The 24,135-nt window shown below is 70.4% G+C and carries 22 protein-coding genes; 10 read left to right on the top strand and 12 right to left on the bottom strand.

Annotated elements, in window-relative coordinates; genetic code table 11:
- The 3 genes from pulA to ADL01_RS05185 all read left to right on the top strand — a co-directional run.
- Positions 1-3,555 (top strand): pullulanase-type alpha-1,6-glucosidase (gene pulA, locus ADL01_RS05195; protein WP_159049457.1); only part of this gene is annotated, 3,555 nt, incomplete at its 5' end.
- Positions 3,556-3,626: 71 nt separating this feature from the next.
- Entirely contained in the window at positions 3,627-5,255 is a 1,629-nt protein-coding gene (locus ADL01_RS05190; protein ID WP_053740697.1) for a fused response regulator/phosphatase, read from the top strand.
- A gap of 74 nt (positions 5,256-5,329) precedes the next feature.
- A complete protein-coding gene (locus ADL01_RS05185) occupies positions 5,330-5,686 on the top strand; it encodes a 5-carboxymethyl-2-hydroxymuconate Delta-isomerase (protein WP_053740694.1) in 357 nt (118 codons plus the stop codon).
- Between the two features lie 19 nt (positions 5,687-5,705).
- Here ADL01_RS05185 and ADL01_RS05180 read toward each other — a convergent pair whose 3' ends face one another.
- Positions 5,706-6,425, bottom strand: coding sequence for a TetR/AcrR family transcriptional regulator (locus tag ADL01_RS05180; RefSeq protein WP_107090810.1), 720 nt, complete (start codon positions 6,423-6,425; stop codon positions 5,706-5,708).
- A 379-nt stretch (positions 6,426-6,804) separates the two neighbouring features.
- On the opposite strand from ADL01_RS05180, the gene ADL01_RS05175 reads away from it, so the two are divergent.
- The 4 genes from ADL01_RS05175 to ADL01_RS05160 all read left to right on the top strand — a co-directional run bounded on the left by ADL01_RS05175 (position 6,805) and on the right by ADL01_RS05160 (position 10,377).
- Positions 6,805-7,194: a hypothetical protein gene (locus tag ADL01_RS05175; protein ID WP_234354500.1), complete on the top strand. Its 390-nt coding sequence runs from the start codon at positions 6,805-6,807 to the stop codon at positions 7,192-7,194.
- Positions 7,195-7,348: 154 nt separating this feature from the next.
- The gene (locus ADL01_RS05170) at positions 7,349-7,783 is read left to right on the top strand and encodes a hypothetical protein (protein WP_159049456.1); all 435 of its coding nucleotides are present in this window, start codon (positions 7,349-7,351) and stop codon (positions 7,781-7,783) included.
- 129 nt (positions 7,784-7,912) lie between these two features.
- The gene (locus tag ADL01_RS05165; RefSeq protein ID WP_053740690.1) at positions 7,913-9,070 is read left to right on the top strand and encodes a PLP-dependent cysteine synthase family protein; all 1,158 of its coding nucleotides are present in this window, start codon (positions 7,913-7,915) and stop codon (positions 9,068-9,070) included.
- Entirely contained in the window at positions 9,067-10,377 is a 1,311-nt protein-coding gene (locus ADL01_RS05160) for an MDR family MFS transporter (protein WP_053740689.1), read from the top strand. The genes ADL01_RS05165 and ADL01_RS05160 overlap by 4 nt, the downstream gene beginning before the upstream one ends.
- 94 nt (positions 10,378-10,471) lie before the next feature.
- Here ADL01_RS05160 and ADL01_RS05155 read toward each other — a convergent pair whose 3' ends face one another.
- Together ADL01_RS05155 and ADL01_RS05150 are read right to left on the bottom strand one after the other, a co-directional pair.
- A complete protein-coding gene (locus ADL01_RS05155) occupies positions 10,472-12,400 on the bottom strand; it encodes a hypothetical protein (RefSeq protein WP_053740688.1) in 1,929 nt (642 codons plus the stop codon).
- Between the two features lie 102 nt (positions 12,401-12,502).
- Entirely contained in the window at positions 12,503-13,012 is a 510-nt protein-coding gene (locus tag ADL01_RS05150; RefSeq protein WP_053740687.1) for a tetratricopeptide repeat protein, read from the bottom strand.
- 140 nt (positions 13,013-13,152) lie between these two features.
- Between ADL01_RS05150 and ADL01_RS05145 the strand changes: the two genes are divergently transcribed.
- Positions 13,153-13,614, top strand: a complete 462-nt coding sequence (locus ADL01_RS05145) for a hypothetical protein (RefSeq protein ID WP_053740686.1) — start codon at positions 13,153-13,155, stop codon at positions 13,612-13,614.
- 102 nt (positions 13,615-13,716) lie between these two features.
- Here the strand turns inward: ADL01_RS05145 and ADL01_RS05140 are convergent, their stop codons facing one another.
- The 7 genes from ADL01_RS05140 to ADL01_RS05115 form a co-directional block, all read right to left on the bottom strand.
- Positions 13,717-15,411 (bottom strand): DUF1996 domain-containing protein, encoded by a 1,695-nt coding sequence (locus ADL01_RS05140; protein ID WP_053740685.1) that lies wholly within the window; start codon positions 15,409-15,411, stop codon positions 13,717-13,719.
- A gap of 232 nt (positions 15,412-15,643) precedes the next feature.
- Complete coding sequence (locus ADL01_RS05135) at positions 15,644-16,297, bottom strand: response regulator transcription factor (protein WP_053740684.1); 654 nt, start codon at positions 16,295-16,297, stop codon at positions 15,644-15,646.
- Positions 16,282-17,580, bottom strand: coding sequence for a sensor histidine kinase (locus ADL01_RS05130; protein WP_053740696.1), 1,299 nt, complete (start codon positions 17,578-17,580; stop codon positions 16,282-16,284). The genes ADL01_RS05135 and ADL01_RS05130 overlap by 16 nt, the downstream gene beginning before the upstream one ends.
- A gap of 115 nt (positions 17,581-17,695) precedes the next feature.
- Positions 17,696-18,292: a winged helix-turn-helix domain-containing protein gene (locus ADL01_RS05125; RefSeq protein WP_053740683.1), complete on the bottom strand. Its 597-nt coding sequence runs from the start codon at positions 18,290-18,292 to the stop codon at positions 17,696-17,698.
- A gap of 103 nt (positions 18,293-18,395) precedes the next feature.
- The gene (locus ADL01_RS47170) at positions 18,396-18,518 is read right to left on the bottom strand and encodes a hypothetical protein (RefSeq protein WP_086025874.1); all 123 of its coding nucleotides are present in this window, start codon (positions 18,516-18,518) and stop codon (positions 18,396-18,398) included.
- Between the two features lie 98 nt (positions 18,519-18,616).
- Positions 18,617-19,645, bottom strand: coding sequence for a glutamine synthetase (glnII, locus tag ADL01_RS05120; protein WP_053740682.1), 1,029 nt, complete (start codon positions 19,643-19,645; stop codon positions 18,617-18,619).
- A gap of 269 nt (positions 19,646-19,914) precedes the next feature.
- A complete protein-coding gene (locus tag ADL01_RS05115) occupies positions 19,915-20,289 on the bottom strand; it encodes an arsenate reductase family protein (RefSeq protein ID WP_053740681.1) in 375 nt (124 codons plus the stop codon).
- A 140-nt stretch (positions 20,290-20,429) separates the two neighbouring features.
- On the opposite strand from ADL01_RS05115, the gene ADL01_RS05110 reads away from it, so the two are divergent.
- Positions 20,430-20,738 (top strand): hypothetical protein, encoded by a 309-nt coding sequence (locus ADL01_RS05110; protein WP_053740680.1) that lies wholly within the window; start codon positions 20,430-20,432, stop codon positions 20,736-20,738.
- 64 nt (positions 20,739-20,802) lie between these two features.
- Here the strand turns inward: ADL01_RS05110 and pspAB are convergent, their stop codons facing one another.
- Positions 20,803-21,417 carry a PspA-associated protein PspAB gene (pspAB, locus tag ADL01_RS05105; RefSeq protein ID WP_053740679.1) on the bottom strand — a complete coding sequence of 205 codons (615 nt, stop codon included), beginning with the start codon at positions 21,415-21,417 and terminating at the stop codon, positions 20,803-20,805.
- Between the two features lie 41 nt (positions 21,418-21,458).
- The gene (gene htpX / locus ADL01_RS05100) at positions 21,459-22,379 is read right to left on the bottom strand and encodes a zinc metalloprotease HtpX (protein ID WP_053740695.1); all 921 of its coding nucleotides are present in this window, start codon (positions 22,377-22,379) and stop codon (positions 21,459-21,461) included.
- A 298-nt stretch (positions 22,380-22,677) separates the two neighbouring features.
- Here htpX and ADL01_RS05095 point away from each other — a divergent pair, with 298 nt between their 5' ends.
- Entirely contained in the window at positions 22,678-24,060 is a 1,383-nt protein-coding gene (locus tag ADL01_RS05095) for a chloride channel protein (RefSeq protein WP_053740678.1), read from the top strand.
- Positions 24,061-24,135 lie beyond the last annotated feature (75 nt).

Raw genomic sequence — 24,135 nt, 5'->3', positions numbered from 1 at the left:
CTCACCGCCCCGCCCACCGGCGCCACCGGCACCGTCGACATCACCGCCGACGTCGACGGCGGCGGGCTCGACCGCGTCGTCTTCGCCGCCCAGACCGGCAACGGCAAGTGGCAGACCCTCGGCACCGCCGACCACGCGCCCTACCGGGTCACCCAGACCATCGCCAAGGACGTCGCTCCCGGAACACCCCTGCGCTACAAGGCAGTGGTGATCGACCGCGCCGGACACACGGCAAGCGCCACGGCGGCCTCCAGCACGGGCACGCCGCCCGCCCCCGAGGTCCCCACGGCCTCCTCGCGCGACTACGCGGTCGTCCACTACAAGCGCGCGGACGGCGACTACACCGACTGGCGCCTGTACGCCTGGGGCGACCTCGCCGACGGCGAGAGCACGACCTGGCCGGCGGGCCACGACTTCGTCGGGCGGGACGCGTACGGCGCCTTCGCCCACGTCCGGCTCAAGTCCGGTGCCTCCAGCGTCAGTTACCTCGTCATCGACAAGGACGGCACCAAGGACGTCTCCGCCGACCGCTCGATCGACGTCACGAAGACGGGCGAGATCTGGGCCGAGCAGGGCAAGGAAGCCGTACTGACCCGGAAGCCCACCGCCGACTATCCCGATCAGGACCCGACCAAGGCGGTCCTTCACTACCACCGCGCCGACGGCGACTACGACGGCTGGGGCCTGCACGTCTGGTCCGGCGCCGCGAACCCCACGGACTGGGCCAAGCCCCTGAAGCCGGTGCGGTTCGACGCCTACGGAGCGGTCTACGAAGTTCCGCTCAACAACGGTGCCACCAGCCTCAGTTACCTCATCCACAAGGGCGACGAGAAGGACCTCCCCACCGACCAGACCCTCGACCTCAAGGCCGACGGCCACGAGGTGTGGCTCCTGAACGGTCAGGAGAAGTACCTGCTCCCGCAGCCCGCCGGCAGCTCGGCGGCCCTCGACCTGACCACCTCCAAGGCGGTCTGGATCGACCGGAACACCGTCGCGTGGAACGGCGACGACAGTGCCGCCTCCACCCAACTGCTGTACTCCCGCACCGGTTCGATCACCGCGAAGGACGGCACGCTCACCAGCACCGACGAGCACTGGCTCCGCCTCATCAGGTCGACCCTCACCGACGCCCAGAAGACGAAGTTCCCGCACCTCGCCTCGTACACCGCCTGGTCCGTCGACCCCCGCGACCGCGACCGGGTCCGCGAGGCCCTGCGCGGCCAGCTCGTCGCTTCCCAACGTGCCTCGAACTGGGCGGTGTTGGGGGCGACGGGCGTCCAGATCGCCGGCGTACTGGACGATCTCTACGCCGCCGCGTCGAAGGCCGACCTCGGCCCCACCTTCCACAAGGGCCGCCCGACCCTCTCCGTCTGGGCACCCACCGCGCAGTCCGTGAAGCTCGACCTCGACGGCTCCACGGTCGCCATGAAGCGCGACGACACCACCGGCGTCTGGTCCGTCACCGGCGGCAAGTCCTGGAAGAACAAGCCCTATCGGTACGTCGTGAAGGTGTGGGCCCCGAGCGTCGCCGAGGTCGTCACCAACCGTGTCACCGACCCGTACTCCGTCGCCCTGACCGCCGACTCCGAGCGCAGCCTCGTCGTCGACCTGGGCGACACGTCCCTGGCCCCGCGCGGCTGGACGTCGTACGCCAAGCCGAAGGCCGTTCCGCTCGCCGACGCCCGGATCCAGGAACTGCACGTCCGGGACTTCTCGGTCGCCGACACCACCGTGCCCGCGAAGGACCGAGGCACCTACCGCGCCTTCGCCGACCAGGACAGCGACGGCTCGAAGCACCTGCGCGCACTGGCGAAGGCGGGCACCTCGTACGTCCACCTCCTGCCCGTCTTCGACATCGCGACCATCCCCGAGCGCAAGGCGGACCAGGCGAGCGTCGACTGCGACCTGTCCGCCTACGCCGCCGACTCCGACCAGCAGCAGGCGTGCGTCGCGAAGACCGCCGCGAAGGACGCGTACAACTGGGGCTACGACCCGTACCACTACACCGTCCCGGAGGGCTCGTACGCGAGCGACCCGGACGGGACGCGGCGCACGGCCGAGTTCCGCGAGATGGTGAAGTCGCTCAACAGCGACGGGCTGCGGGTCGTGATGGACGTGGTCTACAACCACACCCCCGCCGGCGGCCAGGCGAAGACGAGCATCCTCGACCAGGTGGTCCCCGGGTACTACCAGCGGCTCCTGGCGGACGGCTCGGTCGCGAGCTCCACCTGCTGCGCGGGCACCGCGCCCGAGAACACCATGATGGGCAAGCTCGTCGTCGACTCGATCGTCACCTGGGCCAGGGAGTACAAGGTCGACGGCTTCCGCTTCGACCTGATGGGCCACCACCCGAAGGCCAACATCCTGGCGGTCAGGAAGGCCCTCGACGCGCTCACCCCCAAGAAGGACGGCGTCGACGGCAGGAAGATCATCCTGTACGGGGAGGGCTGGAACTTCGGCGAGGTCGCCGACGACGCCCGCTTCGTCCAGGCCACCCAGCGGAACATGGCGGGCACGGGCATCGCGACCTTCTCCGACCGGGCCCGTGACGCCGTACGCGGCGGCGGCCCCTTCGACGAGGACCCCGGCGTCCAGGGCTTCGCGTCCGGGCTGTACACCGACCCCAACTCCTCGGCAAGCAACGGTACTTCGGCCGAGCAGAGGGCCCGCCTCCTGCACTACCAGGACCTCATCAAGGTGGGCCTGACCGGCAACCTCGCCGCCTACCGCTTCACCGACACCGACGGCAGGGACGTCACCGGCGCCCAGGTCGACTACAACGGCGGGCCCGCCGGTTACGCGTACGCACCCGGCGACGCCCTCGCCTACACCGACGCGCACGACAACGAGTCGCTGTTCGACGCGCTCGCTTTCAAGCTGCCCGCCACGACGAGCGCCGCCGACCGGGCCCGTATGCAGGTCCTCGCCCTGGCCACGGCGACCCTCTCGCAGGGCCCGGCGCTCTCCCAGACAGGCAGCGACCTGCTGCGCTCCAAGTCCCTCGACCGCAACTCCTATGACAGCGGCGACTGGTTCAACGCCATCCACTGGAACTGCGCGGACGACAGCGGCGGCGGCAATGGCCAGGGCAACGGCAATGGCAATGGCTTCGGACGCGGGCTGCCCATGGCCGCCGACAACGCCGCCAAGTGGCCTTACGCCAAGCCCCTGTTGACCGGCGTCAGGGTCGGCTGCCCGCAGATCCGGGGCGCCTCCGCCGCGTACCAGGACCTGCTGAGAATCCGTACGTCGGAGCGCGACTTCTCCCTCGACACGGCCGCACAGGTGCAGTCGCGGCTCTCCTTCCCGCTGTCCGGCAAGGACGAGACACCCGGCGTGATCACCATGGAACTCGGCGATCTCGTCCTCGTGTTCAACGCGACACCCGAGCGGCGGGAGCTGCGGATCGGCTCGCTCGCCGGGACCTCGTACGCGCTGCACCCCGTCCTGCGGGCCGGAGCGGACCCGGTCGTCAAGTCGGCCGCGTACGAACGGGAATCGGGCACGTTCGCCGTTCCGGGCCGGACCGTCGCGGTGTTCTCCCGCTCCTCCTGAGAAGGGCATATCTTTGGTGGGGCAGACGCGGACCCCCGGTCTGCCCCATCGGTGTGTCCAAGGGCGGGCGGATGGACAGCAACGGCAAGTGGACCGACATCACCGTGCTCGTCGTGGACGACACCGCGGCAAGCCGGTACGCCATGAGTGCCCTGCTCCGCCGCGCCGGTTACCAGGTCGTCCCGGTCGCCGGCGGCCACGAGGCGCTCGCCGAACTCGACGTACGGCTGCGCAAGGGCATCCTGCCCGACGTGGCCCTCATCGACGTGAACCTGCCCGACATGAGCGGTGTCGAGCTGTGCCGCCGGCTCAAGGCCAGGCCGCACATGGCCGGCCTGCCCGTCGTGCACTTCTCCGCCTCCGCCGTGGCCCCGGGCGCCCGCTGCGACGGACTCGACGCGGGCGGGGAGGCCTATCTGAGGGTGCCCGCCGAGCCCGAGGAGATCGACTCGGTGCTGCGGGCCGCGGTGCGCGCGTCGCGGCTGCGGGCCGACGACCAGGCGCTGGCGCGGCGGCTGAACCTGCTGTCGGAGACGATTTTCACCATCCAGGGGGCCCGTTCCCTCCAGAACCTCGCCGACGCCGCCGCCGAGGGCGCCGCCCGGCTCACCGGCTCGCCCGCCGCCGTGTTCTTCCTCGGCCCGGACGACGAGCTGTACCGCGCGACCTCCCGGAACCGCACCTCGCTCGCCATGCCGGACGAGAGCGCCCACCGCGTCGTGGCGGGCCTGCTCCGGCGCCTCACCCGGGGGCACAGCGGCGTACAGATCACCACGGTGCCCGCGCCCCTGTGGCCCGCCGGGTTCTTCCGGCCGGGCGTGGAGCACGACGCCCGCCTGGTACTGATCCCCACCGAGGACGGCAGGGCCTCCGTGTGCCTGGCCACCCCCACCCGCGGGATGCGCAGGGTGAACCCCGAGAACGAGTCCCTGCTGGCCCGGCTCGCCCAGGCCACCGTCCTCGCCGCCGAACCGCTGCTCATGTACCAGGTCGAACGCAATGTCGCCCTCACCCTCCAACACAGCTTCCTGCCGCGCCCCGACCGGCTGCCCGAACTGCCCGGCATCGACGTCGTGGTCCGGTACGTGCCGGCGTCCCGGGACGCCGAGATCGGCGGCGACTTCTACGCGGCCCTGCGCACCGACGACGGCGTGCTCACCGCGGTCGGCGACGTCGTCGGGCACTCCCTGGACGCGGCCACCGTGATGGTCGAGATCCGGCACGCGCTGCGTGCCTACAGCGTCGAGGACAGTGACCCGGCCGTGCTCGCCGAGCGCCTCGACCGGATGCTCCAGCGCTATCACCCGGAGATCACGGCCACTGTCTGCCTGGTACTCGTCGACCCGGCCACCGGACGCACCCGTATCGCCAACGCCGGTCACATCCCGCCGCTGATCATCCGGGACACCGGCGACGCCGACTACGCCAAGGCGGCGGGCCCGCTGCTCGGTGTGGGCCTCGCCCATCCGCCGCCCGCCGAACTGTTCCTCGAACCCACCGACCGGCTCCTCATGGTCACCGACGGCCTGATCGAGACCCGGGGCACCGACCTCGCGGACTCCCTGGAACACCTGCGCGCCGCCGCCTCCGGCGCGCTGCCTGGACTCGACGCCCTGTGCGACACGCTGCTGCACAGCTTCGGCCACGACCGGGAGGACGACATCGCGATGCTGGCCCTGAGGCTCGCTGATCAGGCCTGAGGTTAGGGTGTGGTGGCCGTGCCGTCGTCCAGATCGCACCAGTCGCACCAGTCGTAGAAACAGGGGTTTGATCCATGCCGCAGATCACCGTCGACTACTCGGATTCGCTGGCCGAGTCCTTCGACCGGCGCGCGTTCGCGCTCGCGCTGCACGAGGAGGTCGTCGCCACGGCGAAGGCGAAGCCCGAGGCTTGCAAGACGCAGTTCCGTCGTACCGAGGACGCCACGGTCGGCGCGGACAACGAGGGCCACGCGATCGTGCACGTCTGGATCGGCATGCTCACCGGGCGCACGGTGGCGACGAAGGCCCAGCTGACGGAATCGGTACTGGAACTGGTGCGCGCCCACGTGAAGCCGATCGAGGGCCTCGCCCTGCACGCCTCGGTCGAGGTCCGCGAACTCGACGACTCCTACCGGAAGTTCGACAACTGAGCCCGGTTGACGACAGGCGTCAGGACGCGAGCGAGATGAGCCGTGCGACCAGGTCGCTGAACGGGCCCTCGGGGGGCTCCTGTTCGAGCATCCGGCGCAGCAGCGCGGCCATCTCCTCGTCGTAGGCGGCGCTTACGGCGGCCAGCGCCGCGAAGTCGTGCACGAGCTGCGCCTCCAGCTCACCGCGCGGCACGCGCCGTCCGTCCAGCCAGATCAGCGCGGTCGACTCGACGAGCGATATCCACGTCCGGATCACCAACTCCAGTCGGGCGGGCGCCTCTTCGACGCCCAGCTCCAGATGCGACAGGATCTCGACGTACGCGGCCTGTCGGACGGCGTCGATGAGAGCGTTCGTCGCCGAGGCGTTGCTCGAGCGCACCTCGTCCGCGGAGACCGCGGGACCGCCGCGCATCAACGCCGCGAAACCGGGCCCGTGTTGGTCGACGAAGTCGAAGAAGCGGTGCATCACCCGCAGCAGCCGTGCCCCCAGCGGACCTTCCTGCGGTTCCACGAACCGGCCCGCCAGGTCGTCCGCCGCGCGCTTCAACGCGGCCTCGTACAGGCTGAGTTTGCCGGGGAAGTAGTGGTAGACCAGTGGGCGCGAGATGCCCGCGGCCGACGCGATCTCGTCGATGGAGACCTCGTCGGGCGAGCGGCGGCTGAACAGTTCGAGGGCGACGCCGATCAACTGCCGCCGGCGTTCCTCGACTCCCATTCTGCGGCGAACCCCGGTTGTCATGCGAACACCTTACCGATCGGATACGGCCTCCAATGGACGGGTCCGGCCCAGGGTGTTCACAAATCCAGCACAAGTGAACCGCCTCGCGTCCGTGACGCACGGATCGGCATCGAGCGCGCCCGTCCACCGTCCGCCGGGAGGTACGGGATCGAGGCCAGGATGCGCGTTCTCCGTACAACTGCCGTCATTCCAGGTTGAGTTGGGCGTAGGACCGGCTGGAGTATCAGCAGGACCGGGGTGAATAGGCCATTCGTGTGGCGCGTTGGCCCGATGTCCCGGGGGAGTCGGTGGATCACTGCCGTCGACCCGCTAGCATCACGGCATGGTTACGGCTTGGTCACCCTGGCGCACCGCGCGGGCTCGCTTTCACTCGGGGCCGGTGCGCGTGCTGACCTTCGCCGTCCTGCTGCTCGGCCTCCTCCTCGCGCACGGGGCCACTGTTGAGAGCGCCAAGGGACACCTGTCGACCAGTGCCGTGGTCGCCCTGGGAGGCCCTGTCGAGGCAGGGCACGGCGTCGCCGGGGTGCGGGGCGCGTTTCTCGCGGTGGTGACGGACGGTCACATGGACCACGACTTCCAGAACCCTGGCGAGCACTGCGCTTCGGGGCAGTCGCAGCAGGCGTCCACGGGGGCATCTCCCTGTTTTGCGGTCTCCGTTCGCGAACCGGGCGTTGCCGCGAGTACTGACCCCAGGACGGGTCGTGCGGGCGTCGATCTCCGTGAGGCGGCCGCGGTGGCCATGAGAGCGTCCGTGGTGCAGCGGGTCTAGGAGCCCGCGGCTTCCACCCACCCGGCCGTTCCACCACACCCTCCGGCCATGCCGGACGGGCAGAGGGAACGATTCGTCCGGTCCCGGCGTCCTTTCCCCACCTTTGCCCGCCGACTCCTCCCCACCGGAGAGACGGCGTCTGCACGGAGGACCAGTGCTTCCCCATCCCCGTACGGCGGTGCCCATGCTCGGCACCCGGACCGGCTTGCCATGCGCGCGTCGACTCAGCTCGCTGATCCAGGCGGCCCTGTTTCTGATGCTCGTCCTGTGCGCGGTCGCGCACGGGACGCCCGAGAAGCCCCACGCGCCGACGCCCGCCGCCGTCACGGCGCTCGCGGCGACACCGGGCGGCGCCGAGCCGCACACTCCGCACCATTCGCACGGCGCGGAGCAGTGCACCCCGGACGCGACCCTCCGTACGACCGCGCAGGCACCGGAGCAGCCTCCCACGAGTGCGGCGGCTGTCATCGTGGTCGCCGTCGCCGGGGCCACCGCCCTGCGGTCTCCGCCCGCGCCCGGTGCGACATGCGGAAGACGGACACGCAACGGCCGGGCAGCACTCGTACGCACATCCCGCTGGCGCATCTAGACCTCTCGCTCGCAGCCGAAGCACCGGCTGCCGCGCCCCCACGGCTCGATCCGGATCAACGATCCCTTTCGCCGCCGAGGCGCGCGTGACGAACCCCCACCGTGCATTCATCGAGCGAGAGCAACAAGCATGCGATCACTGACGAACGATGCCCCCACCTCCGGCCAGTCCGCCCTGTCGGGACTGGTCGGCAACACACCGCTCCTGCGTGTGTCGGAGCCACTGGTCCCGGCCGGACGCGGTTTCTGGGCCAAGCTGGAGGGCTTCAACCCCGGCGGAATCAAGGACCGTCCGGGACTGCACATGGTCGAACGGGCGCGCGCCCGTGGCGATCTGCGGCCCGGCGGACGGATCATCGAGTCCACCAGCGGAACGCTGGGCCTGGGGCTCGCCCTGGCCGGCATGGTGTACGGCCACCCGGTCACCCTGGTCACCGACCCGGGGCTGGAGCTGTCCATGACGCGGCTGCTGACCGCGTACGGCGCCCAGGTCAACGTCGTCTCCGAGGCGCACCCCACCGGCGGCTGGCAGCAGGCCCGCCGTGAGCGCGTCCAGCAGCTCCTTGAGCAGCAGCCCGGCTCCTGGTGCCCGGACCAGTACAACAACCCGGACAACGTTGCCGCCTACACCCCGCTGGCCCTCGAACTCGCCGCCGAAATGGGCCACATCGACGTGCTGGTGTGCAGCGTCGGCACCGGCGGCCACTCCGCGGGCGTCTCCCGCGTCCTGCGGCAGCTGTACCCGGAGCTGACAGTCGTCGGGGTGGACACGATCGGTTCGACGATCTTCGGCCAGCCCGCGAAGCCCCGGCTGATGCGCGGGCTCGGTTCCAGCATCTACCCGCGCAACGTGGCGTACGAGAACTTCAGCGAGGTCCACTGGGTCGCCCCCAACGAGGCGGTGTGGACCTGCCGCCGACTCGCCGCCTCCCACTACGCGACCGGCGGATGGAGCGTGGGAGCGGTCGCCACGGTGGCCGGCTGGTTCGCCCGGACGATGCCCGCGGACGCCCGCATCGCGGCGATCTTCCCCGACGGTCCGCAGCGCTACCTCGGCACGGTGTACGACGACGACTACTGCGCCGCCCACGGCCTGCTCGACTCGCCTCCGGCCCCTGAACCGGAGGTGGTCGGACGCCTTGACGAGAAGGAGGTCACGCGCTGGACCCGGTGCACCACCGTGGTCGATCCCCTCACCCTCCGCACCGGGGACGAGGCGCGGGACGTCGCCGCCGACACCGCGCACACAGCGGACGTCGTGTCCGACGGCTCGGAGGAAAGCCGGTGAAAGCGCTGTACACACAGGTGCGTTCGTACGAGCGCAGCGTCCAGTTGTTGATGGTGAACCAGTTCACCATCAACCTCGGCTTCTACATGCTGATGCCCTATCTGGCGGCCCACCTCTCCGGCACCCTCGGGCTGGCCGGCTGGGTCGTCGGACTCGTCCTCGGTGTACGGAACTTCAGCCAGCAGGGCATGTTCCTGGTCGGCGGCACGCTGGCCGACCGGCTCGGCTACAAGCCGATGATCGTGGCCGGGTGCGTGCTGCGCACGGTGGGCTTCGCCACCCTGGGACTGGTCGACTCGCTGGCCGCCCTGATCGCTGCCTCGGCGGCGACGGGCCTGGCCGGTGCGCTGTTCAACCCGGCCGTACGGGCCTATCTCGCCGCCGACGCCGGAGAGCGCAGGGTCGAGGCGTTCGCGCTGTTCAACGTCTTCTACCAGGCCGGGATCCTGCTCGGACCGCTGGTGGGGATGGTGCTGACCGGGGTGGACTTCCGCGTCACCTGCCTGGTGGCGGCCGGGATCTTCGCTCTGCTCAGCATCGTGCAGATCCGCGCGCTGCCCGCCCGCCGGAAGAAGGACGAGCAGCCGCAGGACGGCCAGGGCAAGGAAAGTGTCCTCGTCCAGTGGCGCGCCATCCTCGCCAACCGGCCGTTCCTGCTCTTCTCCGCAGCCATGGTCGGCTCGTACGTGCTGACCTTCCAGGTCTATCTGGCCCTGCCCCTGGAAGTACGCAGGCTCGGTGGTGACGGCGAGTTCGGCACGGCCGCGGTGGCGATGCTCTTCGGGGTCTCCGGGCTGAGTACGATCCTCGGCCAGACCAGGGTGACCGCCTGGTGCAAGGCCCGTTACGAGCCCGGCCAGGCCCTCGTCCGGGGCGTGGCCGTCATGGGGCTGGCCTTCGTACCGCTGCTGCTCGCCACGACGGTGCCCGTACCGGAAGCCGGGGCCGGCCTGCGGCTGCTGGCCGCGGCGCCGCCCACGCTCGCCGCGCTGCTCCTGGCCGTGGGCACGATGATCGCGTACCCCTTCGAGATGGACACCATCGTCCGCCTCTCCGGTGACCGGCTCGTCGCCACCCACTACGGGCTCTACAACACCATCTGTGGCATGGGCATCACCGTCGGGAACCTGCTCACCGGCGCCGCGCTCGACGCGGCTCGCGAGGCCGGGATGCCGGAGCTGCCGTGGATCGCCCTGACCGTGCTCGGCCTCGCCTGCGCGCTCGCGCTGTACGGCCTGCACAGCACCGGCCGTCTGCGGGCCCCGGTTTCCGAACCACAGGCCGCCTCGGTCGCGGCCGCCGACTGACCGGGCCGCGTCCGTAGCTCTCGGGGGCGGGCACCGAAACGGTGCCCGCCCCCGACGAGTCGCGCGTTGCCGCCTCAGACGACGCGGGGCGGCGCTAGCGCAACCCTGCGATGGCCCGCCCGTCCTTCAACGTCCCCTTCAACCCGGCCTGAGCCCCCTGCTGGGTCTTCGCCGCCAGCAAGGCGCCCCGGGCCGACGAGCTCACCCCGCCCGTCGCCGTGATCGACGCCGTGTTCTCCGCGCCGGCGGCAAGCATGTACCACTCACCCGCCCCCGACTTCCACAGCACCCCGGCCAGCACGTTCGGGTCCCGGGGCCCGCAGGCCACCGTGTTCTCGGACTTCGCCGCGACCGCCCCGTACTGCCCGCCCGGCGTGTGGAACTGGGCCAGGATCCGCGCCCCGTCCCCCCGCCAGGTCTCGGCGCGGGTGCACACCCAGTCGGCGGCGCCGCTCGCATCGGGCAGCGGCTGCCGCGCGTACCGCCAGGCGTTCACGGAGCGCACGCCCTGGGAGTGCATCGCGGCGAGGGAGCAGGCGAAGGGCGACCAGGTCGCCAGCGCCGCCGGAGCCGAGGTCTCACGCGGTGCGGTCGGGCGGCCCGTGGTGAGGTGGGCCGGGACGAGTTCGCCGAGGTCGCTCAGCAGACGCGCGCTTCCCGCGCCCGTCACCTGGAGCGTGTTCCAGGACCGGCAGGCGCCCTTCTGCGCGATGGGGCTCGCCAGCAGCCCGCTCACCCCGTCGGTCAGCCCCAGGTCGATCGGCGCCGCGGCCGGCTCACGCAGGTTCCGCATCTCCGCCCTGCGCACCCAAGGCGCCGTCAGATAGCGGACGTTGCCGTCGGCCCGGTCGAGGACCACCGCGTCCGCCTCGGCGCCGGTCGCGCCGTCGACGCGGGCGAAGTCGAGCGCGGCCCCGCTGGTGCCGTCCTTCGGTTCGGCGTACCGGACGATCCGCAGACCGTCGTACATGATCACCACGCGGGCCGCGTCGACCGAGCCCGCGTACAGCAGTTGCGGCGGGCCGGCCGGGCCGCCGGAAGGGGTGCCCGGGGTCGCCGAGACCTGGACCGTCTCGCCGGGGCGGGCCCAGACGGCGAGGGCGCGGCGCAGCAGGGCGCGGTCGTCGGTGAGGTCGCCGCGCGCGGGCCAGACGGAGAAGTCGGTGCGCGCGGAGGTCTTCCAGGCGGCCGGAGTCACCAGGGTCAACCTGGCCGGGTCCAGGGCGGCTTCGGCGGCCGGGTTCTGCGCGTACGCGGGGGCGGCGGCGCCGTTCGGGGCCCAGCCGTCGCCGGGCAGACCCAGCAGCGTGCCGCACACCGCGACGGCCGCGGCGCCGACGAGCGCGGCCTTCAGGTGCTGCCTGCGCCGCATCAGGTCGGTCGGCCGGGCGTGCAGCGAACACGGGTCGAACTCGGCGGAGCCGAGCAGCGCGTAACGCTCCGGCACCTCGTCCGCCTCGCGCAGCGCCTCGATCGGCCGCTCGACCCCGGCGGCCTCCAGGGCGGTGCGTACGTCGGAGTCCGGGAGCTTCTCCAGCCCGCGCAGGACGTACGCGGCCCGGGCGGCGCCGGAGAGCGCCGACAGCCGTTGGTCCAGGGCGAGTTCGTCGGCGCCGCCCGCACGCGGAAAGAGTCGCAGGCCCCACACCTGGGGGAGCAGTGGCGGCAACTGCGACCGCTTCGGCACCGTGCGGCCCCGCCACGGCTGCCCCGCCTCGAGTGCCGTACGCAGCACCTGGAGGCGGACCAGCGCGTAACCGGGGTCGCCCGCGCGGCCCTTCGACTGGGCCGGCAGCACAGCGGCTGCCGTACGTCCCCTGGGCAGCGCACGCTGGGTGAGGGCGTGCGCGGTGAGGACCCGCCGGCCCAGGCCCAGGCTCGGCGGCAGCACCAGATAGGCGAGCCGGACGAGCCGGGGATAGTGCTCGACGAGCGCGGCCTCGGCCTGCTCCACGTCGACGACGGGGCGGCCCTTGGCGCTGTTACCGGTGGCGGGGCTGAAGGCGACATCCTGTGACTGCACGTTCAGCAGAACGAGCGAATGGTCGGATGGTCACCGAGGCCCTGTCGTTCGGATCATCTCGGCGTCGCGGGACGAAACGACAGGGCCTGGCCCCGGCAGGAGTTACCCCTCAGGGTCGGTCAGCAGGCGGGCGTAGTTGGCCATCGACCGCTGGTAGCGCGGCAGATGGGGAGCGAGGGCGCCGAGGACGAGTGAGAGACCCTCGCGGTCGCGGCCGAGACTGGACAGGCACAGCGCCAGACATCCCCGTACGGCGTCGTCCAACTCGTCGGAGGGAGCGTCCAGTTCGGGCGTGAGCAGCTTGACGCCCTCCTCGGCCCGGCCGATGTTGCGCAGGGAACTCGACAGCTGGATCTTGGCGCGCCGGCCCTTGTAGCCGCTGGCTTCGCTGAGCCCCAGCGCGAGAGCCTCCTGGTAGAGCGGCACCGCCCGGTCGGAGTGGCCGGTCGAGTCCCAGGCGCAGGCCTGCTCGAAGGGGGCCAGGGGGCTGCCGGCCGGTAGTTCGGCGACGAGGGTGTCGATCACGGCGCGGAAGTCCGCCCCGTGGTCCTCGTCGTAGTCGTCGAAGGTGGCCCAGGCGGCGGCCACACGCTCTTCCCAGTCTGCGTTCACTTGCCCACTCTCGCACACGCGTTCCCTGATTGAGTGGTCTGTGCCCGGCAGCCGTATCGAGGGAAAGGGCTCCTCGACGGGGCCTCCCGCGGCATGGGCCGAACACAGTGTCGGCGCCGAACGGACCGGAGGAAGAAACGATGATGGTGACGCGACCCAAGCTCGCGGCTGCCGCGGTCACAGCCGTGGCGGCGCTGGCCCTGACCGGCTGCTCGGGCGGCGACAGCGACCGGGCGGGCACGGCGATCGACGCCACCCCGGTCGCCGCCACCGGCAGTCTGGAGCACCTCGCGAGCGAGGCGGGCTGCGAGCCCGTCATACAGATCGACGCCGACGAGCTCCGTCAGGCCGCGTGTCAGAAGAGCCCCTACGGCAAGTTCCTGCTCCTGACCTACGCCACCGACCGGGGCCAGCGCGAGTGGATCAACGGGGCCAAGGACTACGGCGGGTTCTATCTCCTCGGCCGCAAGTGGACCGCGGTCGGCGACCAGAAGGTGATCGCGAAGCTGCGGGGCAAGCTCGGTGGGACCACCGAGGTCGGCGCCGACCACCACGCGGGCGGCGGTGGCGAGTCGGGCCACTCCGCCGGCCACCAGGGCTGAGCGCAGGCGCGACGAGCACAGCACAACAGAAAGCCGGTGGCGGGAGAACCCGCCACCGGCTTTCTCAGGTGGACCACCTACGGTGGTCCACCCGTGGATCAACTACTGGCACTGCTTGCCGGTGTTGATGCAGTTGACCATCTTGTTCATCGTGTTCTGGGAGAAGAAGTTGATGAAGTCGTTGTGGTCGGTGATCGGCTTGTGCAGGTTCTCCGGGAAGGTGTCCACCGCGTACGGGTTCACCACCGTGCCGTTCTGCAGCTTCGGGGCCGGGACGTTGTAGACCAGACGGACCTGGAGCTGGGGGATCGCCTTGAAGCCGTTGGCGCAGGTGCCGTCGCCCTGGACGAACGCGACGTGAGTGCGGTGGTTCGCACTGTCGATGTTCTTGCCGTCCCAGCAGCTCTGGAAGTTGCTCGTACGGACCACGGCGCTGCCCTGGGGGCAGATCGGGTACTTGTCCTTCAGCTGCACCTTGTTCTCGAAGCCGGTGCAGCTCCAGTTCACGTTGGCGTTCGCGTTGCCGTTGACGAAGGCCTTCGCGTCACCGGTGATGATGCGCAGGGCGGTCGGCATCGCGACGACGTTGCCCTTCTTGTTGCCGACGAACTTGATCTGCGCCTGGGAGGCCTGCAGGATCTGGCCGACGTTGCCTTCCTTGCCACCGCCAAGGTTGTTCTGGTCGAAGTCCTTCGTACCGTTCTGCAGACGCAGCACCGGCCAGAAGTACGACGACTTGTCGCCCTGGTTCTGGCAACTGGTCCCCGCCGCGGCCAGCTTCTGGTCGCTCGCGAACGCGTCGTTGCTCTGGTTGCCGACGTAGTCGTGCAGGTGGTGCGCACCGTTGCTGACACCGGGAGCGACAATCACGTTGTCCGTGTTGTGGTTCTTGTTCCCGTTGGTGCCGCACTTCGTGGTGAAGGAGCCACGCGAGCCGCTGTTGCCGTTGGCAGCGAGTCCGTTGGCGCCCACACCCAGCTGGGCGTTGCCCTGCACCTTGGTGATGTCGACGAAGTCGGCAGCCACCGGGCCGTTGCCGCCCTGGCCACCGCCACCGGCGTTGGCCTGACCCTGGCCCTGACCCTGACCCTGGCCGTTGTTGCCCTGGCCCTGACCGTTGTTCTGCCCCTGGCCCTGACCGTTGTTCTGGCCCTGACCCTGGCCGTTGTTCTGGCCGTTGTTCTGACCCTGGCCGTTGTTGTTCTGACCCTGGCCCTGACCCTGGCCGTTGTTCTGGCCCTGACCGTTGTTCTGGCCACCGTTGTTCTGGCCCTGGCCCTGACCGTTGTTCTGGCCGTTGTTGACCTGACCGGCGTTGGTCTGCGGCGCGGCCGCGACACCGGTGCACTGGGCGAACTGCCCCAGGTTGTCGGCCCCGGAACCACCGGCCCGCTTGATGTTGATGCGGATCCGGTCGATCGCCGCGAAGCGCTTTTCCTTCAGCGGACCGACGATCGCGTTCTGTACGAAGCCCGGGTCACCGGCCTGCGCCTGCCTGGTGGAGGCGAGACGCGCGTAGGCCTCGGTGATCTGGTTGTCGAGGTTCGCGAGCTCCTTGTCCACGCCGGCGCGAGCGCCTGCCGGGACATTCGTGAGCTTCTGACCGACGTCCGGGCAGTCGATCGTGGCGATCTGCGCGGCAGCGGCCTTGATCTGGTTCTGGGCGCCGTTCTCCTCATGTGCGGAGGCGTAGAAATTCGCCCAGACAAGTCCACCGCCACCGATCGCGAGGGCCGCGGATGCGGCCACGGCGCGAACGGCCATCGGTGAGCGTCGTTTACGTGCATTGCGTCCCATGGAACTCCTCTGACTTCCTTGCGGGGCTATCGAGGCGCCCGACAGGAGTGAAGCGGCGCCATCCATTACGAGGAGGACCTCAGGAGTGTTCAGCCGCCTCAGAAATTGATGAGAGATTCGTGGGACAAGTCAGCATGAACTCGACCGGTTGTACCGGGAGTTGCGGATCTCTTACGCCAAGTGTTCGGGCAGGCGGCAGATATCGCCGAGTTTGTCGACGCTTGACGTGCTTTCAGCGGCCCTGGTCGAGATAGGCGAGTACCGCCAGGACGCGGCGGTTGTCGTCGTCCGACACCTCAAGTCCGAGTTTGGCGAAGATGTTGGACGTGTGCTTGGCGATCGCCCGCTCCGTGACTACCAGATGCCCCGCGATCGCCGCGTTGGAACGTCCCTGGGCCATGAGTTCCAGCACCTCCAGTTCCCGGGGCGTCAGCCGCCCCAGCGGCCGGCCGTCCCCGGCGCGCGCCAGCAGCAGCTGCTGGATCACCTGCGGGTCCATGGCGGTACCGCCCGCCGCGACCCGTCGTACGGCGTCCACGAACTGCTCCGCGTCGAACACCCGGTCCTTGAGCAGATAGCCGACCCCGCCGTCCCCGTCGGCCAGCAACTCCCGTGCGTACAGCCGCTCCACGTGCTGCGACAGCACCAGCACCGGCATCCCCGGCCGCGCCCGGCGGGCCCGCAGCGCGCACTGCAGCCCCTCGTCGGTGTGGGTCGGCGGCAGCCGTACGTCGACCACGGCGACGTCCGGGGCCAGCTCGGCGAGCGCCCGGTCCAGCTCGGGGCCGCTCTCCACCGCCGCGGCGATCTCGAAGTCGTACGCCTCCAGCAGCCGGACCAGCCCGTCGCGCAGCAGGAACAGGTCTTCGGCTAGGACAACTCGCAAGGAATCTCCATGGTCACCGTGGTGGGACCGCCAACCGGACTGCTGACGGCCAGGACGCCGTCGAATGTACCGAGCCGCCGCTCCACCCCGGCCAGCCCCGACCCGGCCCCCACCCGTGCCCCGCCCCGCCCGTCGTCGGTGACCGCGATCCGCAACGAGCCGCCCGTGTACCGCAGTTCGACCGACACCCGCTCGGCGCCGGAGTGCTTGACGGCGTTGGTCAGCACCTCGCTCACCGCGAAGTACGCCGCCGACTCCACGGGCGCGTCCGCCCGGCCCCCGTCGACGTCGACCGTGACCTCGGTGCCGATGGGCAGCCGCAGCGCCAACGCCCGTACGGCGTCGCCCAGTCCACGCTCGGCGAGCACCGGCGGATGGATGCCGTGGACCAGGTCCCGCAGTTCGGCGAGCGCGTCGGCGGAGGACTGCCGGGCCCGTGCGAGCAACTCCCGTGCCTTCTGCGGGTTCTTCTCGATCAGCGCCTCGGCGGTCCCCAGATCCATCCCCACGGAGACCAGCCGCGCCTGCGCACCGTCGTGCAGATCCCGTTCGATACGGCGCAGTTCGGCGGCGGAGGTGTCCACCGCGTCCCGCCGCGTCTCGGTCAACACGCGGACGCGTTCGGCGAGTTCACGTCGGTCGGTGCCCAACAGGGTGCGGGTGCACAGGAAGTGGAGGCGTAGGAGAGGGGGCGTCAGCCAGTAGGAGGCGACGAGGAACACGGCTCCCAGGGCGCCGGCGGCGAGCGCGCTGCCCGGCCCGCCGATGGGCACGAACCCGTACCACCAGCCGACGTACGTCCCGTCCGTGAACACCCGCCACAGTCCGAGGGCCAGCGCGAACCCCTCGAACGGGTAGAGGAGCAGCGCGGCCGGCACCAGCGCGGTGAGGAACCCGAGCACGGCGTCGAGCGGCAGCCACCCCAACTCCCGCCAGGTCGCCGGATCACGCAGCACCCACAGCGCCCGCGCCCACCGCCCCGCGTCCGCCGGCGCCGCCCGGTACCGGGGCGGAATCCGTACCCCGCCCCACCGCACGGCCACCAGCCGCCGCCAGTTGGCCCACGCCCGCACCCACGCGACGACCCGGGGCGTGGTGAGGAGACCCAGCCCCAGGGCGGGCACCAGCGCGAGGGAGACGAGGAAGAGCACGAGAAGCAGCGTCGACCCGGCGAGCGAGGCGACGGCCAGCAGCAGGGCCCGCGCCCCGGCGAGCACGACCGTACGACCTCGCTCCCGAACTCGAACCCCGACCCGATTCTGTGCGTTGCCGACGTCGTCCATGCGGTCAGTCTCACCGAGCGCGCCCTGCCGGGTCACGGGGCCGAACACCCGTACTGGAGGGTGGTGCCAGGCACACCCCTGATCCGGGCGATCGGTCAGCGCACGGCCGTCCCGGTCAACGGGCGGTCGGGGGCGTGTACTTGTACCCCACCCGCCGTACCGTCTGGATCGCCTGCCGGTGCTCCACGCCGAGCTTGCGGCGCAGCCGGGCGATGTGGACGTCGACGGTACGGCCGTCCCCCACGTGCCCGTAGCCCCACACCGTGGTGACCAGTTGGTCGCGGGTGTGCACCCGGCCCGGGTGGGCCACGAGATGGGCGAGCAGTTCGAACTCCAGGTATGTGAGATCCAGCGGACGCCCGTCGACCTCGGCGGTGCGCTGCACGGTGTCGACGCGTACGAGGGGACGGCCACCGTCGACGGGCAACTGCGCCTGCTCGGGCGCCGGTTCGGCTTCCGGGAGCGCGAACGGCAGTACGGGCGGCTGCTGGTCGGCCGGTACGAGCACCAGGTAGCCGATCATCGGCGGCCGGCCCGGCAGCGAGGGCAGGGTGTGCGGGGGAGCGGGCAGCCAGGTGGCACCCGGCGGCAGGAAGTCCCTGACGTCGACCACCTCGTCCCGGTCGACGGCGCGCAGCCGGTGCCGGGGGGAGTCGGCGGCGGAGAGGGGAGTCAGAGAAGAGACGGGGGAGAACGTACGAGTGGTCGCCATGAGAGGTCAGCTCTTTCGCGCGAGAAGTTCGTCGGGGGACGTACGTCGTGCGCGTCGGCGAAAGACCGAGAGGTACGGCGGCAGAGGGGCCGTACGGCTGGTGTCAGAGGGCCGACGCGTTCATCGCGCGACAACACACCCGGTCGAAGTCGTGGTGCTGGCGGGAGGGCCAGAAGGGCTCGAGGTCGTGGCGACCTGTCGCGATGCACTTCTGGAAGCTGGCCATGGGTCCATTGAAGCAGAGAAGGGTGGACAGAGAGAAGGGAGAAGGGGTGTCCACCGTGCGGTGGACACCCCTTCTCATGCTCTGGGATCAGCGGGAGATCAGACCTGTCCGGCCTTCTCCAGGGCCGAGCAGCAGGTGTCGACGATCAGCCGCGTCACGAGGTAGGGATCGACGTTGGCGTTCGGGCGGCGGTCCTCGATGTAACCCTTGCCGTCCTGCTCGACCTGCCACGGGATACGCACCGAGGCGCCACGGTTGGAGACGCCGTACGAGTACTCGTTCCACGGGGCGGTCTCGTGCAGACCGGTGAGACGGTCGTCGATGCCGGCGCCGTAGTGCTTGACGTGGTCGAGCGGCTTGGAGCCCTCACCGAGGGACTCGCACGCGGTGATGATCGCGTCGTAGCCCTCGCGCATCGCCTTCGTGGAGAAGTTGGTGTGCGCACCGGCGCCGTTCCAGTCGCCCTTCACCGGCTTCGGGTCCAGCGTCGCGGAGATGCCGAAGTCCTCGGCGGTGCGGTAGAGCAGCCAACGGGCGATCCACAGCTGGTCGGAGACCTCCAGCGGGGAGACCGGGCCGACCTGGAACTCCCACTGACCCGGCATGACCTCGGCGTTGATGCCGGAGATGGCGAGACCGGCCTTGAGGCAGTTCTCGAGGTGGGCCTCGACGATTTCGCGACCGAAGATCTCGTCGGCGCCGACACCGCAGTAGTAGCCGCCCTGGGGGGCCGGGAAGCCGCCCTCGGGGAAGCCGAGCGGACGGGAACCGTCGAAGAAGGTGTACTCCTGCTCGATGCCGAAGATCGGCTCCTGAGCGGCGAACTTGGTGGCGACCTCGACCAGCGCGGCACGCGTGTTGGACGCGTGCGGCGTCATGTCGATGTCGAGGACCTCGCACATGACGAGGATGTCGTCGCCGCCGCGGATCGGGTCCGGGTAGGAGGCGACCGGCTTGAGCACACGGTCCGAGGAGTGCCCCTCGGCCTGGTTCGTGGAAGACCCGTCGAAGCCCCAGATCGGCAGCTCGGCACCCTTGGCGTCGTCAGCGAGAATCTTGGTCTTGGAGCGGAGCTTGGCCGTCGGCTCGGTGCCGTCGATCCAGATGTACTCAGCCTTGAAGGTCACGGGACCATCCTTCGGGGTGGGTCTCTAGGCGCACTTGCGGGTGCTGCGGCGCTGCGGCACTGGGGCGCCGCTCTTGTCACCCGCGAGCGTGTCAACAGGCGATTTCCCGATCATTGCTCGGATGTGAACCCCGTGTTACCTGGCGTTCTTGTGGCAGGTTTCACGTGTGAGATGTGGCTCGGAGGGAAGCGGGCGGGCCCTGCCGCCCCCGGCCGGGAGCGACAGGACCCATGTCCAGGCAGATGCCGGCGCCCGGAACATCACCCGGATCAGGGTGCGGACGGACGCCGCGACAGGGCGTCCCGGACGGCCTCGTCCGTACGGGCCACGACCGCGCTGCCGTCGTCGGCGGTGATGATGGGCCGCTGGATGAGCTGGGGATGCGCGGCGAGAGCGGCGACCCACCGCTCCCGGTCCTCCGCCTCCCGGCCCCACTCCCGCACCCCCAGCTCCTTGGCGACGGCTTCCTGGGTGCGGGTGATGTCCCAGGGTTCGAGCCCGAGCCGGTCGAGTACGGCACGGATCTCGGCCTCGGTGGGCGCGTCCTCCAGGTAGCGGCGGACGGTGTATTCGGCCCCTTCGGCGTCGAGCAGCGAGAGGGCTCCACGGCACTTGGAGCAGGCCGGGTTGATCCAGATTTCCATGGGGCTCACGGTACGCCAGAGACCTTCGAAAGGCCTTGTGGCCAGGGCCTTTTGTCAGTGCCGGGCAGTAGAATAGAGGAAGTGTTCGAGGGTGTCGCCGGGGGTTCCGGTGGCACTCTGACCGCGACAGGAGGATGCCTGTGCCCGCTGCCGCTCTCAAGCCGCTGCCCACCCAGTCCACCGCCAGGAGAGGGGTCGTGCTCGACCTGCCGTACGCCCCCGTGGAGAAGCGCCCGCTGCCGCCGGGGCGCCCCCGCGAGTGGTACGTCACGCACAACCGCCGTCTCAAGGCGATGCGGCTCGCGATCGCCCTGCTCGACTCCGGCGTCCACATGCCGAACCAGGCCCGCAACGAAACGATCCGCAGCGCGGCGCACCTGATCGGCGTCCACCCGCCGTCGGACACGACGTGCCACATGGTGCGAGCCCTGATGCGCTACTCCCGCTGAACAAGGCGCCGGGTGCCCTGCTCACCGCAGGGCACCCTTTCAGGGTGTCCGGCGTTCGTACACATCAGAGACCGGGGGCACCCCACACCGGAAACCACCGGCTCAGATCCTGCTCGACCCGCAGCTCACCGGCCAGCGCGGCCCGCACCTGCAACTCCAGCGCGTTGTCCCGCCGTTGATGGTCCACGCGACCGTCAGCGCCGGTCAGCGGCGAGAAGGGATAGAAGGTGCCGCGCTTGTAGAGATAGACGAGCCCGAGCCGATCCCCCTTCCCGCCCGCACGGTCCGCGCGCTCGAACCCGACCACCGAACACAGCAACTGGGGCCCGAACCCACTGGCCTCCAGCGCGCTGTTGACCGCGTGCAGATCACCGACGAGCGCCGGCAGATCTTCCGGCCCGCGCCGCGACACCAGCCACGAGTACCCGTACTCGTCCCGGACCAGCTCGACAGGTGCCCCGGTCCGCTCCGCATCCGCGTCGAGCAGCGCCTGGACCTCCTTGCGTACGTCGTCGAAGGCGGCGCCCTCCACCGTGGCGAAGCACACCGCCCCGCGGCCCGTGGGCGTGAAGTCGGCCGCGGCTTGGAGGGTCACCGCGGCCGACGGCAGCGCGAAGAGCCGGTCGAGATCCGGCGCGACGGGCCTGGTGCGCCCCAGCAGAATGTCCAGCAGTCCCATACAGGCACTCCAAGCCTTTTGCCGAGTTGTGCCGAGTCTCGTCACTTCCCGGGGCCGGGAGCCGCAGCCTCCCCCAACTCGGCTGATATCCGCCCCAGTTGATCGATCCGCTGCTCCAGACTGGGATGGGTGGAGAAGTACCGCACCAGGCCCGGCTCCTTGCCGAGGGCGGGCGTGAAGTAGAAGGCGTTGAAGGCCTGTGCGGTCCGCAGGTCCTTCGACGGGATCCGCGCGATGTCGCCGGAGACCTTGGTGAGCGCGGAGGCCAGCGCCGAGGGTCGCCCGGTGAGCAGCGCGGCGGAGCGGTCGGCGGCCAGTTCCCGGTACCGGGACAGGGCGCGGATCAGCAGGAAGCTGATCGTGTACACGGCCACGGAGACACCCATCACCGCCGCGAAGACGACGGCGGTGTTCTGGTCGCGCCGTCCCCCGCCGAGCACCTGCGAGTAGAAGGCGAACCGCACGATGAGCCCGGCGATGACACCGAGGAAGGACGCGGCCGTGATCACGGCGACATCCTTGTGCGCGACATGGGACAGCTCGTGCGCGAGTACTCCCTCCAGCTCCTCCGGTTCCAGCCGCCGCAGCAGCCCGGTGGTCACGCACACCACCGCGTGGTCGGCGTTCCGCCCGGTCGCGAACGCGTTCGGCATATCCATGTCCGAGACGGCGACCACCGGCTTGGGCAGGTCGGCCACGGCACACAGCCGGTCGATCACCCCGTGCAGCTGCGGATACTCCTCCCGCTCCACGACCCGCCCGCGCATCGCGAACAGGGCGACCCGGTCGGAGAACCAGTACTGCGCGGCGAGGAACCCCGCCGCGACCACCACGACCAGCACCCAGGACTTCAGCAGCACGATCAACGCGGCGACGAAGGCCACGTACAGCAGTCCGAGCAGAAACAGCGTGACCGTCATCCGCACGGTCAGTCGCCGATCGCTCCGTATCCGGTTCGACATCCGCATCACACCCCGCAGTCGGGCACTCGTCCCCATGCCAGTGTGCACCCGCCCTGTCCCGTGCGGTGGTCGCGATCTGCCCTGCTCCGGGCAAAAAAGGACACCGTGAGCGGCAGACGCACTGCTGGTCCTGGTGGCCCCTCGGAGGTACCCGCATGGGCGGCGTTGCCATGCCCGCTCGGGAACGGCGTGCCAGGCTCGGAACAGTGTCTGTCCTGTCAGGTGGCGGAGCGTTCCAGGTTCGCTGAACGCGGCCCGGGAGACCGCCAACGAGGTCCGTGTCATGGAGGCAATGCGCATGCCGGTCGCCAGCACTGGACCCCAGACCGCGTCACCACCCGACCCGTCGGCGCTTCTCCGGAGCCGCGGGTACCTGCTGCTTCTGGTGATGTCCGCGCTGATCGGCGTGCCGGTGTCCGCGGCGGCGTTCGGCTTTCTCGCGCTGATCGGCGAACTTCAGCCACTGATCTACACGGATCTGCCCAAGTCGCTGGGGTTCGACGGCACGCCGTCCTGGTGGCCGCTGCCGCTGCTTGCCGTAGGGGGGCTCCTTACGGGACTGGCGGTCACGTATCTGCCGGGGCCCGGCGGGCATGAACCGTCGGCCGGGTTCAAGGCCGCCGGCCCGCCCATGCCCATCGAGCTGCCCGGCATCTTCTTCGCCGCTCTGGCGACGCTCTCCTTCGCCGCCGTCCTAGGACCCGAGGCCCCTCTTCTGGCGCTCGGTGGCGGGCTCGCCGCCGGCGCCGTACGGATGGTCAAACGGGACCCGCCGGAGCAATTGGTGGATGTGCTGGGCGCGGCGGGCAGTTTCGCGGCCGTCAGCTCGCTGCTGGGATCCCCCCTGCTCGGCGCGTTCCTCCTGATGGAAGCCTCGGGGCTGGGCGGACCGATGATGGCGGTGGTGCTGGTCCCCGGCCTGCTCGCCGCGGGCATCGGCGCACTCGTCTTCGTCGGGCTGGGGTCCTGGACCGGGCTGGGCACCTACTCGCTGGCACTGCACGACGTCCCCGAGGCCACGCGCCCCACGGTGGCGGAATTCGGCTGGGCCCTGGTCGTCGGAGTGTCCGCCGCACTCGTGGGCGTGGGGATCCGATGGCTCGCCGTCCGGCTCAAGACGCACGTCGCGAAGCGGCGTGTGCCGGCCACCGTGATCATGGGCCTGGTCGTGGCGGGGCTGGCGATCGGCTACGCCGAGGGCACCGGCAAAGCGGCGACCGACGTGTTGTATTCGGGGCAGACGGCGATGGATCCACTCCTCAGGCACAGCGCCGCGTACTCGCTGGGAGCGTTGTCGCTGCTCGTGCTGTGCAAGGGCCTGGCCTACTGCGTGTCGCTCAGCAGTTTCAGGGGAGGCCCGATCTTTCCCGCGATGTTCGTGGGAGCGGCGGGCGGCATCCTGTTCTCGCACCTGCCGGGGCTGAGCCTGGTCGCGGGGTTCGCGATGGGGGTCGGGGCGATGAGCGCCGCGATGCTGGGGCTTCCGCTGGTCTCCGTCCTGCTCGCCACGCTGCTGATCGGGGCACAGGGACTCACCGTCATGCCGCTGGTGATCGTCGCGGTCGTGGTCTCGTACGTCGCGACGGCGAAGCTGACACCTCCGGCCCCGGCGCCGGGGCAGGCTTCGGGTACGGGGCCGGGCCCGGGCCCGGGGGAGGAGCCCAGGCCGCGTCGGCAGTAGCCGCGAGCTCGCCGGGAAACCGGGCCAGACCAGGCAGGCCTGACCAGCCCAGCCCAGCCCAGCCCAGCCCAGCCC

Origin of the sequence: Streptomyces sp. NRRL WC-3618 (assembly GCF_001280005.1) — a bacterium.
GTDB lineage: Bacteria > Actinomycetota > Actinomycetes > Streptomycetales > Streptomycetaceae > Streptomyces.
Note: the sequence above shows the minus strand (reverse complement) of the source record. Positions and strands in the feature narration are given on the sequence as shown.